Origin of the sequence: Paenibacillus sp. FSL L8-0340, from assembly GCF_038593145.1 — a bacterium.
Lineage (GTDB): Bacteria > Bacillota > Bacilli > Paenibacillales > Paenibacillaceae > Paenibacillus_AQ.
Map to the genome: position 1 here is coordinate 765,139 of NZ_CP151967.1, position 15,624 is coordinate 780,762.

10 protein-coding genes are annotated in these 15,624 nt (G+C 37.4%); 8 read left to right on the forward strand and 2 right to left on the reverse strand.

The window, feature by feature from the left end; translation table 11 throughout:
* Positions 1-194: 194 nt before the first annotated feature.
* The 4 genes from NST07_RS03525 to NST07_RS03540 all read left to right on the forward strand — a co-directional run bounded on the left by NST07_RS03525 (position 195) and on the right by NST07_RS03540 (position 8,130).
* A complete protein-coding gene (locus tag NST07_RS03525; protein ID WP_342481051.1) occupies positions 195-764 on the forward strand; it encodes a hypothetical protein in 570 nt (189 codons plus the stop codon).
* Between the two features lie 765 nt (positions 765-1,529).
* A complete protein-coding gene (locus NST07_RS03530) occupies positions 1,530-3,572 on the forward strand; it encodes an N-6 DNA methylase (RefSeq protein ID WP_342481052.1) in 2,043 nt (680 codons plus the stop codon).
* On the forward strand, positions 3,569-4,921 hold the full coding sequence (locus NST07_RS03535; protein ID WP_342481053.1) for a restriction endonuclease subunit S: 1,353 nt from the start codon (positions 3,569-3,571) through the stop codon (positions 4,919-4,921). The genes NST07_RS03530 and NST07_RS03535 overlap by 4 nt, the downstream gene beginning before the upstream one ends.
* Positions 4,918-8,130, forward strand: coding sequence for a DEAD/DEAH box helicase family protein (locus NST07_RS03540; RefSeq protein ID WP_342481054.1), 3,213 nt, complete (start codon positions 4,918-4,920; stop codon positions 8,128-8,130). The genes NST07_RS03535 and NST07_RS03540 overlap by 4 nt, the downstream gene beginning before the upstream one ends.
* A 618-nt stretch (positions 8,131-8,748) precedes the next feature.
* Here NST07_RS03540 and NST07_RS03545 read toward each other — a convergent pair.
* Both NST07_RS03545 and NST07_RS03550 read right to left on the reverse strand, forming a co-directional pair.
* On the reverse strand, positions 8,749-9,219 hold the full coding sequence (locus NST07_RS03545; RefSeq protein ID WP_342481055.1) for a hypothetical protein: 471 nt from the start codon (positions 9,217-9,219) through the stop codon (positions 8,749-8,751).
* Between the two features lie 86 nt (positions 9,220-9,305).
* Positions 9,306-11,882: a hypothetical protein gene (locus tag NST07_RS03550; protein ID WP_342481056.1), complete on the reverse strand. Its 2,577-nt coding sequence runs from the start codon at positions 11,880-11,882 to the stop codon at positions 9,306-9,308.
* An 811-nt stretch (positions 11,883-12,693) separates the two neighbouring features.
* On the opposite strand from NST07_RS03550, the gene NST07_RS03555 reads away from it, so the two are divergent.
* From NST07_RS03555 to NST07_RS03570, 4 genes are all read left to right on the forward strand, one after another.
* Positions 12,694-13,191, forward strand: a complete 498-nt coding sequence (locus NST07_RS03555) for a hypothetical protein (RefSeq protein ID WP_342481057.1) — start codon at positions 12,694-12,696, stop codon at positions 13,189-13,191.
* Positions 13,192-13,338: 147 nt separating this feature from the next.
* Positions 13,339-13,659, forward strand: a complete 321-nt coding sequence (locus NST07_RS03560) for a nuclease-related domain-containing protein (protein ID WP_342481058.1) — start codon at positions 13,339-13,341, stop codon at positions 13,657-13,659.
* A 365-nt stretch (positions 13,660-14,024) separates the two neighbouring features.
* Entirely contained in the window at positions 14,025-15,047 is a 1,023-nt protein-coding gene (locus NST07_RS03565) for a restriction endonuclease (protein ID WP_342481059.1), read from the forward strand.
* 71 nt (positions 15,048-15,118) lie between these two features.
* Positions 15,119-15,271 carry a hypothetical protein gene (locus NST07_RS03570; protein ID WP_342481060.1) on the forward strand — a complete coding sequence of 51 codons (153 nt, stop codon included), beginning with the start codon at positions 15,119-15,121 and terminating at the stop codon, positions 15,269-15,271.
* Positions 15,272-15,624 lie beyond the last annotated feature (353 nt).

Genomic DNA, 15,624 nt, shown 5'->3' on the forward strand with positions numbered 1-15,624 from the left:
TTGGGTGATGAAATTAGTGTATACGCTTGAATGTTATTCAGGCTCGGAATTGCCATTCCGAGAGAAATGAAGCTGTGCGCGGGCGTTTGGCTTAAATAGAAATTGAAGCGAAATGATTGAGGATCGGATGATGGAGAGGGGATAAACCCGGAGCCAACAAGCCTTTCCTCTGTTTGTATATGGAGGGGAATTACATGTCCTGGAGCAAATTGAAGCAACAACTGGAGGGTTTTCTCTGTCCTGCGTTAAATGGAAGGGTAGAATACCGCGCACCAGGGTACCGTTATCTGCCTGATAAATCAGGGATTTGTTATATTTCGGTAGATAAAAAGAACGTACTCAATATGAGCGATAAAACGAACGCTATCAGATGGTATCAAACAGAGCTGGAAATTAAGAATAATCCGGATATCCAGATTCCTATTAGCAATGACGACATTGAAGCGGTCAGACAAGCTACCAAGGGGCCAGTGCCGGAGGATCGTCTAATCGTAATGGCCAGAAGCAGAAAAAGTACAGAACATGCCAAAGAGCTAATGTCAGCACAGGCTGCATTAAGTAAATCGAATTTTATCGTTGTCGCTAATAAGTTTCTGACTACTCCTATAGAGGAGAGCTTGGAGAGCAGTGATATGGTATTGAATATACTGGCTTTGGTGGACAGAAGGGTTGGGAAGAAGCGGATCTTGAGCATGGCGGAGAAGATGGAGTTGAAGCATCCGGTTGTGCGGTATTTTTATGAGTTGCGGCGTGGTAGGTTGTAAAATATAAAATTACCCTCTAGTGATCCCTAGATGGGCAAAGGGGAGGAGAGTGATAATCAAGTACCTACTTCTAAATAGCTAATAATTAGAAGTATTAATAATGCCCATTTTTGTTCCGTGAAACAATAGGACATACATTTCCTTATACTTTCTTCTAATATAATCGTTAATAACATTCGCATGAAGTAAACCTTTTCATATTTCGAAAAGATTTTCTGCTTCCATAAACCAAACCAGTCACTTCTGTTTACTTCATATCGAGAATTTCCAATTATTTTTTAGTGAAAATATTTATTTTCAAGAAAATAATCAGCATTGGATTCTAATAAATTAGGTAAGCCATCCAAAACCATGTGTCGCCATTCTAACATTTCGGGACCGCAACCAATTATTCTTTTGTTTCGAGTATCCGTATTTAACCGAAGGAGTTGGAAACTACTGCATTAAGGTGCAGGGGAGATTTATTAGGAAAGAACAATGGCTTTAAGATACTATATCTCAAGAAACGTCGCATCAAAAAGTCTTTTACTCGTCGGGACCGAACGGTTTCTCCTTTTAAAGAAAAAAATCTTTGTTTAATACAGGTTTTGGAATGTATTTTTGGTAAAGTTCCAAATCAATAGTCTTATCCCTTATGATTGAATAGGTAGAATATTAACATTCGTCTTGTCGAAGAACGTAGTATAATTAGGAATAAAGGTTTTATTTAATTTAACCATAACCTAATATTGGGTAATTATGAGAAGAAATGAGAGATAAACAAAAATGAACATACTCCAATATGAATCTAAAATCTGGGCTACGGCTGATCTGCTTCGAGGAAGCGGAATCAAAGAATCTGAGTGGCCGTCTTATATGATGCCTTTTTTTGCACTAACTATGATCGAAAGTAGACTTGTTAGGATGTTTGATAATTTAAAAGCTGAAATTGGTGAAGAAGCTTTTGCCAGTATTAATAAAGACGATCTATATGAAATGATTAAAGATCAAGGACAAGGCTACAACATCTATATTTTTGAGAAGAATCAAACCCTCACTGACATCTGTATGAACGATAAATCCTTTGAAATTGATTTTGACGCCTACCTGCATGGGTTTGACGGCGAAACCAAAGACTTGCTTGGTGTGGACGCAACAGAAGGAGAGAAGTTTCTTGATATTAAAGGAATTATTTCCAAGCTTAAAGCCAAGAAAGTGCTATTGGGTTATACCAAGTTGTGGAGTGAGATCGACCTAAAGCCGTTTAATAACTCGGAGATTACTACACTGGAAGAGCACATCAAGCGCAAATGGGCAGATATTTCGGCGGAAACGGCAGGGGAGCAGTACACTCCAGACGATGTGATTGCGCTAATTGCTGATATCATTGCCTCAAAAATTGAAGAATCCGACAAACTTCTGAAGATATACGATTGTACCTGCGGCGGTGGGAACTTGCTATTCGGGGTGGAAGACCGGATTAATGCCAAATTTAAACGTCTGACACAAACCTATGGACAAGATTGGAATGACGCACTTTACGCTCTTGCTAAGATTGAAAGTCGTTTTCGACCCGATTCAAAGATTGAGCATGGTAATACTTTAGTGGAAGATAAGTTCTATAATGAAGAGTTTGATGTTGTCATTGCCAATCCTCCCTATGGTGTGAGCTGGAAAGGCTATCAGAAGGATATTGAAAATGATAAGACCGATAGGTTTAAATATCTGCCTTCTGTATCCGATGGTCAATTGTTATTCATGCAGCATCTGATATCGAAGCTTGATTCCGTTGGTATGGGTGTAGTGGTACATAATGGATCAACTTTGTTTAGTGGTGAGGCTGGATCTGCTGAAAGTAATATTCGCAAATGGATGCTCGATAGTGACATTGTAGAAGCCGTCATTCAATTGCCGACTGACGAGTTTTTTAACACTGGCATTTACACCTATCTATGGGTATTAAATAAAAACAAACAGCTGCAACACAAAGACAAAGTGATACTAATCAATGCAAGTGAGAAATTCAAGCCACTGAAGAAGAGCAAAGGATCCAAACGTAAAGAAGTGGACGAAGCTAGTCGCTTAGAAATTGTTGATGCAATCACACAATACAAAGATACTGATTACGCTAAGGTATTCGATAAGGAATTTTTCTATTTTAACAAACAAACGATCATGCTTACCAATATAGACGAATACGGAAATAGCTTTGAAGCGAAGCTAAAAGAAGGCAAAACGAGTGAAAAACTCATACCGACTAAACTTAGCGTTGGGGAGCGTGAGCTCACAGAGTTTGTTATTACTAATTTTGATGCTTATCTATTTACCTCATTAGAAGATGTCTATAATCAAGATATTAAGCCCTTTATTGCTTCATTAGATTATAGAGAACAGCCATTGGTGGTTAGCGTCAATTCAGTGAAATATTGGTTTGATTCCGGGCAGGAAACATTGATCAAAGAAGTGAATGGAAAGCAAGAACTACTGGGCTGTGGAAAAATCGCTGTGAAGTCTGTATATAAACGCGCTAACAAAACACAGCCAGAACGAATTGAAATTAGTGTGGAACTTACGCCGGACTATGAGAAGGATTACGAGATTATCCCTTTCTATAGAGACGCGACCGAAAATAAAGAAGCAATTCAAATCTTCATGACCAAATATATTAGCAAGCCATTTGAGTTTTTGGGAAATGTTGTAGGTGTTGAACTAAACTTCAATAAAGTCTTCTATAAGCCGGAAAATTTACGAGCAGTCGTAGATATTTTGGCTGAGATTGAGTTGATTGAGAATGAGTTAAAGGTTTTGGAATTGGGGCTAGTGCTATGAGGGATATCAAGAATATTAATTATAATTGTTATAAAAAAAGTAGCATTACTTTTACGGAATATATACCCTCACATTGGTCTGTCCACCGTATCAAGGATGTAATTCATGGCATTGATCAAGGATGGAGTCCTAATGCTGAGAATAGAATGGTTACAGAGAATGAATGGGGAGTACTTAAACTATCAGCAATTAATAATGGGAAATATTATGAAAACAAGCATAAAGCATTGCCAAGTTACGAAATTCCAAAGCATCAATACTTAGTAAAACGTGGTGATTTTCTTTTGACAAGATCCAACACCCCGATTTTAGTAGGTGATTGTTGTTTGGTTGCGGCAGAGCCTACTCTAAAAATGATGTATTCGGATCTCATTTATAATTTGAAAATTAACAAGAGAATGTCATTGGATAGATACTTGAATTATTTACTTTCCTGTGAATCTTTTAGATGGCTCAAAACTGTTTCTGCTAGGGGTTTAAATGATTCAATGGTGAAAATATCACAAGGGATTATTCGTGGATGGCCGGTATGTTCTCCGCCAGCTTCAGAGCAAAAGAACATTGCCGATTACCTGGACAACAAAACTGAGCAAATTGATCACCAAACAGATCTGCTTACCCAAAAGTTGATACAATACGGTAACCTAAAACAATCCCTAATTAGCGAAACTGTAACTCAGGGTTTAGATAAGAACGTGACGATGAAGAATAGTGGCATTGATTGGCTGGGTAAGGTGCCAGAGAGATGGAAAGTAAAGCGAGTCAAAGATCTTTTTGTAGAATCTAAAAAAAAGAGTACAACTGGTGATGAGGCATTGCTTTCGGTTTCTGAATATAGTGGCGTAACTCTAAAAAAAGATAACATAGAAGAAGAGGAGTTTTTGACAAGAGCCGAAACACTTATTGGATACAAAATTTGTAACATTGGTGAATTGGTTATCAATATTATGCTTGCCTGGAAAAGAGGGCTTGGGATTTCATCCTTTGACGGAATAGTAAGTCCTTCTTATGCAGTATATTCCCCTCGTAAGTCAGTGTATTCACCTTATTTTCATTATTTATTTCGCTCTGAAAGAGCTATAGCGGAATTTAAGCGTAATTCAACAGGAATAATTGAATCGCGATTAAGATTGTATACAGATAGCTTCTTTGCGTTAGAAGTTGCTATTCCTGATTATAAGGAACAAAAGGCCATAGCGGATTTTCTAGATGAGAAAACAGCACATATAGATCGTATCGTCGAAACCATCAACATTCAAATCAATAAGCTCAAAGAACTCCGGAAAACCCTTATTAACGATGTCGTTACAGGAAAAATAAAGGTCACAAAGGAGGAGGTAACAGTATGAACGAACTCCATTTGCAAGATAAATTTCTGTTGCCTTTCTTCCGAGAAGACCTTGGTTATCGCGAAGTGAAAGCCAATACGGTGACAAACGAGCTAATTATAGAAGAAGATTTGCAAGAATTTATCTCTCAGACCGAGTTAAACAAGAAACCCTACGAAGCTTTGCTAAGAAAATATAAAGGCAACAAGAGTAAGTTACTCAAAGATTTGATTGAACTCATCAGGGAACGCAGCACCAGCAGCCGTAATATGGCGTTATTTATCAACGCGAATAAATCGATTACTTTACAGGGAATAAAGCTACACCTCTTCTATACGGGAGATAGTGTAATCCATAACAATACGCTGTTTGAGGAGAATATTTTTTCCGTAGTGCAAGAACTGCCATATAAATTTCATTATGAAGGGACTCAGGTATTCTCCTTCCGTCCAGATCTTGTGCTGTTTGTGAACGGGATATATCTGGGCTACAGCGAACTGAAGTCTAATTACACCAACCAGAGCGCCAGCAAGAACGGCCGTGGCAAGGTAATTAAAGACTATTTCGAAGCGGTCAAAATTTATCATCAGCATATTGATAGTAGTTATATGTTAAGTGATAAGGACAAAGAGTCCATTCGTAAAGACTTTTTGAAAATCTTCGAAAAAGCCATTCATATCACCACGACAGATATTGGAGAAACATTCGTTATACGAACGCTTTCTGACTATTTTGAAGAGATTCTTGCGACTTGCCGCGAAGGTAAGTTTGATCGTGAAGAGATTGAGAAGAAAGCCAAAAGCGTGTTTAAGCCGTATCCACTTCTGAATCCCGATGCAGAAAAGAAAGAGAAATTGAAAGAGTTGTTTACTGCTCTCTACGGGAAGGCACTTATTGAAAAAGAAATTCTCTACTACAATTTTATCGAGCGCGATGTCTACTTTACGAATAATGGCAAAGAGCTAAAGAACGAGCAAGGGGTTTTAATTTCTCCACGGCCCAAGCAGAAATTCGGAACGGATAAAATTATGGCTAAGATTGATGAATTTCTTGCGCATGAACAGGATGATCAATATTTTGAAAAGTTGTTAGAGAAGCAGCTTGTCGGCGTATCTGAAGCCAAGAAGAAAGAATTACTTGAGAAACGAAAAGCGTATTCAAACAATAAAAATGTATACTCCCTGCTGATGCAGTATGCTGCTGGATTCGGTAAATCCAATATTATTGGATGGTCCGCTTTACAGCTGAAAGACTTGCGTAGAGATGGACAATATGTATATGACAAAATCATGATTGTGGTGGACCGCTTACAGCTTCGTGGACAAATTGATTCTAAGATGCTTAACATGAACATCGATAATCGGATGTTCATGGAAGCAAACAACAAAAAAACTTTTTTAGAGGCGTTGGCTTCCGATACTCGCCTAGTTATTGTGAATTTACAGAAGTTTGGTTCTGTACGTGAGATGCTCGATGCTGAGGTTATAAATAAGCTTGCTCATATGCGTATTGTCTTCCTAATTGATGAAATTCATCGATCCAATAGCGGCGACCAGCATGAAGAGATGATAAGTATATTTGATGAGTTACAATCCCCGTTCGATAATCATATGCAGGTAGCCGGGACAACTAAAAAGAAGAATTTGATAATAGGGTTTACAGCTACACCTGATGACCATACGCTTGCGCGTTTTGGAGAATTTAGCGGTTATGCGGAAAGCGAGAAACTGTGGCGACCGTTTGACTCCTATACGATGAAGGAAGCGATTGAGGACGGGTTTATTCTTAATCCGCTCAAGAATATTGTTCCAGTAGCGTCCAAGATGTTGTTTGATCTGCCAAGCAACCTACTGGAAGGCTTTACGGAGAAAGAATATAAAGATGCTCAGAAAAAGCAAGTTTATGAAAATCGTGAACGAATAGATGCAATCGCTAAATATATTGCAGATCTGCTCGTTAAAGACGTATATCGTCAGATCCGTGGAACAGGTAAGGCGATGTTAGCAGTGCATTCCATAAAAGCTGCAATAGCTTATCAGCAAGCAGTGAACAAACATTTTAGTGCCTTGGTTCAAGAAGAAAAATATAAAAAGTATGCCGAAGCTCCGATTCACGTAGTTTATTCTAACAACCAGGATGAACAAAGTGCATCGGGTCTTAATGGAGGCTTAAGTGAAGAAAAGGTATTGGAAAGTTTTGCGCTGAAAAAAAATGGTCTGATGATCGTAGTGGCCAAGCTGCAAACGGGATTCGATGAGAAGAAGCTACATACGCTATTCTTGGATAAAGAGATTAAAGGCATCAGTGCAATTCAGACGATCTCCCGCGTAAACCGGACCGCCAAATATAAGAATGACTGCAAAATTGTTGACTTCTCCTATAACAATGTAAATGTGCAAAATATAAAAGATGCATTCGAGCATTTTTCGGATGTGGTCGTTAGTGATTTCGACCCCTTTGGCGACAAAAAAGTACTAGATATTTTGCTTGTCGAGCTTAGAAAGTCATATACCTATGACAAGTTTTTTACCGTGTTCACCTCGATCTACAAAGATCAAACAAAAAGGGATAATGCTGAGAGCTATTTAGATTTGGAGAGTAGCTTAAAGAAGTACATTGATGCAAACCCTCAGCATACAGCAGATACTAAAGCTAAGGCCGGGCAGTATTTTACAATCCTAAATCGAATTGAATATGTGATTGATCTGGATGCTAAGTATAGCGAGTCCAGTTTCTTATTGTTTTGGCGTAAATTCAATACACTATATAACTTGATGCACCGCAGTAAGGATATTAAAGATCCGATAGAAGTTTATTTTGATAATCAAATCGGCATTATTGAAGTGGAGACTGGAGCACCCAAGGAGAAGAAGAACAAGCCTACCAAAGTAGCTGAAGGTAAGGAGCGTTATGGTCCCCACCAATTTGATATTCTAGCTATCATTGAAGCTCGTAATGAGTTAGAGGCTAAAAAAGGTTCTCTTATTCAAGATTTTGAATCAAAGATAGAGGATTTTTTCCTATATGTACGAAGTGCTAATGAAGGCATACGGTTAATTGTGAAAATCCATTCTCATGTTTCTGAGGAAGAAATCTATCATGACTTTGCAGTAATTTATCGCAGATATAGAGCGCTTAACCGTCAAAGAGTGGGTGACTACTTCTTCAAAGAAATGGATGATTTAGTAGATAAGCTGTGTGATGATTTTGAGAAGGTAATTTCAAAATAATATCCTGTTCATCAAGCATCGCCGAATTGTATTCAACTATGCACTGTTCGACTATACAAAAATAATGGGCTCGTATTTTGATTATAAAAAAAGTAATTATACCTGATTTAAATATGAATGAAAATTAAATACAGCCACACTCTAATCTAGTAAGCCAGTATAAATAGGCTTGTCCCTAAAGGGAAGACGGAACAGTCTATGTTTGTGAGAAATTAGTGTGGAGTGCCCTTTCTTCGATGAAAGGGTATTATTTTGTCATAACAAGGGAAAATGAAATTAGTACTATAATAATTTCATTTGATTCGATTCAGAATTGCAAATAATTCATCTAATGTTTTCTCCACTAACGATCCGTTTTAGGAGCATATTTAACAGAACATCTAGATTTACTATCTTCTTGCTATCACTGCTCCACGATATTCGGAATAGGTTCGGTTCAGATCTGATCACATTTCAGATGAGAATAGTTTTTTTACTTACAAGCCAAGTGGAAAATCATCGTTTCATCACAGAAAGTATGTTCCTTCGAATCCATTTCGTGTGCACCAATAGCGTTGAGGATTGTCTTGTAGCATTCTGTCCTTATATCGTGCTGGGACTGGATATTAATATTATTTTTTAAGTTACTATCGCATCAAATACATAAGTATTATTCATTCTAAAGTAAATGTCCTTATGGCCTTTCCAATTCCAATAAAACATTTCATCATTTTCGTTATAACTTGCAGTAAGTCTGTTGAAATTTAAAGCTTGTGAGAATTCTTTGCGTACTAAATCAAATTGAGATTCTTCGAGCCACTTTTTCCAATGAACGGGTAAAAGATCTTTATGATTGTCAAGTGAATTTGATAATGAATCGGAAAGCATTGATTCATATTTCATTTTTCGATATAAAAATATTTCACCTTCTTTATTAGAAATAATGATTAAAGCATGATCAGAATAAAAGTTAAAGGCTACTATTGTGGTAGAAGTTTCTGTTTTATAGCTGTTAATGTACTGCTGAATTAACAGTTGAGTAATATGATCTTTAATAAAGTTGTCAGGTCTTTCATTAAAAATTTTTTCGTTTACGGAAAGTTCAAGCATGTTATTCCTCCTTAAAAAAAGCCAAAACAAGAACGTTAGTTCCTGTTTTGGCTTAATTATAGCATTGTAATCCATAAATTGGAACTCTATTTTTTTCTTCCTGTCAATTTTTTTGTAATATTAGACGTATCTAAAATAGAATAACTTCTTGCTGCAATTTCTACGTCTTCGAGTTTTTCATCAATATATTTTTTAGTAATTAGGATTTCATCGGTTGAGAAGATAGCAGCTAATTGTTTGTAGAATATATCAGGAACCTTATCTATTTTATTTTTATTATATATAAATTGGTCATATAAATAAGATAGGTCTTTAGAGTTAATAAAAACTGGTTTTGTATAATGGCCATTAGCAATTTCTTTACGGATAAATTTAGCCATAGCTTGTACTTGGCGTTCTCTAAACTTGTTTCCAACAAAAATGTGAGAAGTTAACTCTCTCGAAGAACAGTAATAAGATATATCGACTAATTCATTGAGAAGCTTAATATAATGAAGAGCTTTACGATTTTCAGAAGATCCTAGCTTGTATCCGGATCTATCTAATGTGAATTTGCAGTCGTAGGTAAACCCATGTTTGTTTTCGACAGATATTGCCCCGCTATTTTCTTTGTATTGAATAGTAAAAATCCCCTCTGGGACAGTTGAACCGGAATATTCCTTTCCCCATTTTTCAGAGTTAGGGAATAAGTGTTTAATAAGTGTATAAACGTCATCTTCCAGCATGTCTTCATCATATATTTCTTTAAGTTCAACAGTTTTATCTCCAATAAATGAGAGGCTTTTAGTGGCTTTAGTAGCAGCAGAAACGACTTGATGATGTGTGCGTTTTTCCAAATCATTAAGATACTCCTCAAAAATCTCATGAATTTGTGCCTTCTCTTTATAAATATATAGCTCACCAAAAGTAACTTGTTCAATTGTATCAAGAGCATAACGGTTACTTGTTTGCTTATCAATCCCATAACATACAATAAGTGTGGGAACTAACTTCTTTTCAATCCATTCCAGCGTTTTTTTTGATAATAGGCTATCTGTAACGAGCAATTGATAAGGGTGGTTTTTGTATGAAAATTGCTTAAATGTAAATTCTTTTTTCTTGAATTTTTGTTTGGATATTTTCGCATTTTTAAAATTTTCTTGCTCAATGGTTAAATCATCTACTAGTGAATGAATGAATTTGTTGATATTTTCACTAATCGGATTTAATTCTTTCGTCATTTTTTGGTAAATGGGCTCATCACATTCAGGACATATCGAACTACCTTTATCGTTTTGACCAAGCAATTTAGTATCGTTTGTTGTGAAGCTACAGTGTGAACAACTGTAGGAAATTTCTTCAGTTTCATCTAGTAGCTTTGAGAAGTATAGCTTATCGTAGATTTCTTTGTGATCATTAGTAATTTGGTTAATATTTGCAAATCTAAATATTTGATCCACTTTAAACGCTTCTCCGCCATCAAATTTGTTTTGCACTGGTTGGTCAAGAGGGAATCCAAATTTCATCGAAAATTTCTTTTTAATTGCATTTCTGGTTTGTTCACTTAAACTACTATCGTTAAGTTTGAATATAACACTACCATCTTCAAGGGGAATTGAAAGGATTGATTTTGAATGTTGTTCTGAGCGGAAATTTATCTTTTTAATGTCTTTTAGGTTATAAAGATTAATAATCCCCCTTCTAAATGCATCATTAATACTAGGCCAGATATCGCTGCCTTTAAGTTGTAACTTCACATCTGGGGATTTAATCAGTAATGAATTAGAAAATGTAATAGAGTCAATGGTGAAATCTTCGGGCTCCTCATCTCCTACAGGAGTTCCTTCCTTAAAAAGCTGAACTACATCATCGATTTTGTATTGAACGAATAATTCGTTTTCCATTTTACGCAGTGCAGTATTAAATTGCTGGTCAAAATACTTTTTAATGCCGAAAACGTCATTGTGTGGTGCCTTGACTTCCAAGGATTGTTTTTTTATATCAACAGAAAACATTATCTGATCTCGATCTTTGATGCGCTTGTTCTGATCATACCCAGGCTTCTTGGAATCTTTTAAAAGTTTATACAGAAGATAGATGGTATGTTTTTCACCAACATCACAATGCGCGACAACTCTGTAATCATTGCTATATCCAGAATTCTGGCGCAGAGTGTCTACAAGTTTCAAGTGAAAATTATGGTCCTGGCTCAATTTGTTTCTCATGTCATTTAACTTTTTCTCTGCAATGTAAAGATCACCAGAAGCCTTAGTTCTCCACTCATGAAGGACGAAAATTTCAAACAGCCAGTTAGAATCTGTATAGAATATAATAATAAGTTTTATTAGTGGAGAGACGGATGAGAATGAATAGTCAGGCATCTTTAATTTGAAAATTTCTTCAACGGTTTTTTTCTTTCTTTGTAGAAAATCTTTTAAATATAAAAAGTTAAGGAAATCAGAACGTTCACTTAGGTTTTGTTTCCATTTTTCAGCCTCATCAAAGTTAGAAAGTTGAAACATGGATTGTAAAGCTTCTATATCGATAGTGCTAAGTAAGGAGGTGAAAGCAATTTTGTCTGTTTCAGTATAGTTCTCTTTGATCCTTTCATGACTAACAAGTAGTTCATCCCAGTAAGCTTCTGAAACAGCAGGGTTGTCCTCAAGACTTAATGAGTTCGACATGAATCTCATTCCTCCACAATCAATTTCTCCAAAGTTGCGTTAAAAACTAAGGGGCGTATTTCCTTTATACTATAATTATGTAAAAAAACCAATGATTTTAGTTTCTTAGCTATGCTAAGGCAAATACACTTAGGAATAATAGTTGAAGTTATTGAGCATTGAGTGGAAGAAGCATGTGAACGTTCTACATGTCTTAGCGGCATAATGCACAGTAAAAGTACTGGATGGGTCGCTCCGAGAGACAGGACGTTTAGAGATGCACCGAAGTATGGGATTTACCATGTATGGATAGAGGAAATTACCGATAATACCTTGTTAAGACTGCCTGAGCCGGAAGGGATTCATTTCTCCATATCCTTAGTACGTTAAGTTACGTACATTATTCCTTATTCATAAGTGCCAAATCTCTTACAGCTTCAGGTTCCACCGCCAGCCCCTTCATTTACGCCCCCCCACCTCCAGCAACTCCCGAATCCCAAAACAACCAGCGTTTTTGCAACGACACCTCCTAATCTTGGCAGAATACAAGTAAACTCGATGGGGTGAGGCCCAATCCGGAGGTTTGCAACTTAGCGCAATGTTTTTTTTTTGTAGACGATGAATAGACATTCAAACGTTTATCGATTTTATTTTATTTAAATTCGATATTCGCATTAAAATAACATTTTCATAGTATACAATTTGGCTATAGGTGATACCGAAATAAAGCATCGAAAAGATTCACCAGTGACAAAAAATTCATTGGAGTGGAGTTGTAGCCATTTGAAAGCTTAGCTAATAAAAATAGCTTTGCCAGAAAGGTGAGGATGCAATGCACAATCTGATGCACAAATATGAGGAGGAGAAGCGAAAGCTGAATGAACTGGGGCAGTGGTCACTGGAGCAGGGAATTCCGTTAAGCAGCAATGAGGCGCTTCAAGCTCAGAGTCGTAGAGTGGACGATCTCATTAATCAGATGTATCAAGAAAAAAGTAGACATGCAGTGTCATTTCATATGAACTTCTGTCTTGGAGGTGATGTGGTGAGCTTTCCAGCATGGTTTATAGAAACGATTCAAGGTCGCTTGGTTGAGGTAAGCGCAATGATTGAACATCAGTCCGAGCCTAGACAAGCTTTTGAAGAAGAGCACAAAGCTTTTCAAGTGTTGTTTGCCTCCATGGATATTGCACGTAAGCCAGAGTTTGAGGATTGGGAGGATAAGCTTTCTATAAAGCAATCCGTTCTTTATGAACGTCTATATCTACAAGGACTACAGGATGGAATGCAGCTTGCTAGTGCATTTGCTGCTCCTTCTGTTCTCTCGGATTAAGAGGGAATCCAAGGTATACGTTAACTTTATGTTGGGGCCGTCCATGCGACAGTCCTTTTTTCTTGTGTGCATGTTTGGAAGGAATACATTCCCATATTGTCGAATTACCATACATATTGTAAATCTAGTTGATATCGAGGTTTTGCTATGTTTAAAGCGTTATTATCTCTCTTCAAAAAATCAGACCCTAAGCCGCTCCAAGCTGTGCGTAAGGCACCAACTCCCAAGTCGAAACCGAAGGTTGCCTCCACACGAATTGGAGAGCTAGGCGAGCATAAAATCAATATCCAACTTGACCAGCTACCTAAGGAGTGTAAATCGTTAAGTAATTTATTGCTCGCTAACCCAAAGTCTCGAACAGGTTACACCCAGATTGATCATGTTGTTATTTCTCCGTATTGCTTATTTGTCATTGAGACAAAAAACTACAATGGAGAAATTAAAGGTGGACGAATAGATCAACAATAGACAGTCAGCAACCGTTACAAGATGTACAATCCGCTGAAGCAAAACTATGGACATATAAAGGCCATCGAGAGTCTGATAAAGGATGTAGCTGCAGTAAAGTTTGTTTCTATGATTTCATTTACGATGAGATGTCGGTTCAGTATTGACCCGGAGCTTCGGAAAATCCACTCGGACGAACTGGTTGTCTATGATGTGAAACTAAGTGAGTTTATCTCTAGGAAGCTGATCAGTTTGAAAACGGGAACTCCTGAACCTCCGATATCTGCGGCGCAGGCCCAAACCATATACGATTATTTGGTTCAGGCTAATATCACCGATGCCGAGATTTGTAAGCTTCATGTACAAAGAATAAAGGGAGGTCTACTATGAGAAGTATGTGGCTTGTTCGAGCGGGAGAAAGGGCATATCTTATTGACGAATTTAAAGAAAAGCAAGCTGTGGCGATTGGTTGGGCTCAATTGGGAGATATCGGTGCAATGAACACATTACAAGAGATGAAGAGGCTTTTGAAGGTAACGTACCCTGGATATAAAGAAGGTAAGATCAATATTACTGCAGGCCAGATTTTTCGTTTTGTAAGTGAATTTAGAATAGATGATCAGGTAATCACTTATAATCCTGAAGAACGCCTCTACTACATAGGAAGAATCAATTCCAATTATGAATATAAGCCTAATTATATTACGGATAAGCCTCATATCCGCAGAATAGAGTGGGAGGGAACTGTATCCAGAGATGTTTTGACGGCCAGTGCTCGGAATACACTTGGTTCCATTATGACTATTATTTCTATACCGAATGATGTTCAGAAGGAACTGCTCAAGCAAATGGTAACCGGACAGACAGGAAGTAGCCAATCAAGGATTCAAGTAGAGCTTGTGCAAGCCGAGACGGAGGAAGAAGCTGAAGAATTAGAACTAATCAAGGAAGACGTCATTGAGAAGTCCAATGAATTTATCAAAGATAAGATTGCAAAGTTAGACTGGGAGCAGATGCAGGAACTTGTTGCGGGCATCCTAAGAGGAATGGGCTACAAGACACGAATATCACCCAAAGGGCCGGACCGAGGAAGAGATATTTTTGCATCCCCAGATGGTCTAGGGCTTGAAGAACCCAGAATTATAGTGGAAGTGAAGCATCGTTCAGGACACATGGGAGCTAATGAAATACGTAGTTTTACTGGAGGATTAAGAGTAGGGGATCGGGGCATCTATGTGTCTACTGGTGGATTCACCAAAGAAGCCAAGTATGAAGCGGAAAGATCTAATATTCCTTTATCGTTAATAGACTTGGATCTGCTCGCGGAATTAGTAACGCAACACTATGATCAATTTGATTCAGAGACACGGACATTAATACCGTTAAGAAAAATATATTGGCCGTTATAAGTTTGAATGTTTTTCTATATAGACATTCTTTTGAAGAAGAGAGTAAGGCGTTTCAGGCCTTGTTTGACTCCATGGATATTGCACGCATGCCAGAGTTTGAGCATTGGGAGGATAAGCTTCAATTGAAGCAATCTGTTCTTAATGAACGTCTGTATCTACAAGGCTTAAAAGATGGAATGCAACTTGCTAATGCATTTGCTGCTCCTTCTCTTCTCTCGGATTAAGAAACAATTAAAAAAACGTATACTAATGCCTAGGCTGTCCGTGCGACAGTCTTTTCTTATGTGTTGTGTTAGAAGGGATACATTCCCATATTGTCGAATAACCATACATATTGTAATTCTAGATAGGTAATCATTAATCACCCTGGAGGACTCCATGCCATTACCGGAAACAGTGACACAAATTTTTAAACGTAAGCAAAAATCATATAAGATGGTCCTAATCCTATCCTTAATTGAAGAGCTTAGAGCGTCCAAGCGGGAGCGAGTGTCTTATGATCGCGTTAAAAAGCGGTTCCTTAACTATTTCATAGCTGAACAAGAAAGAGGAAACCGGGTAGATTTGCCACAAGGGC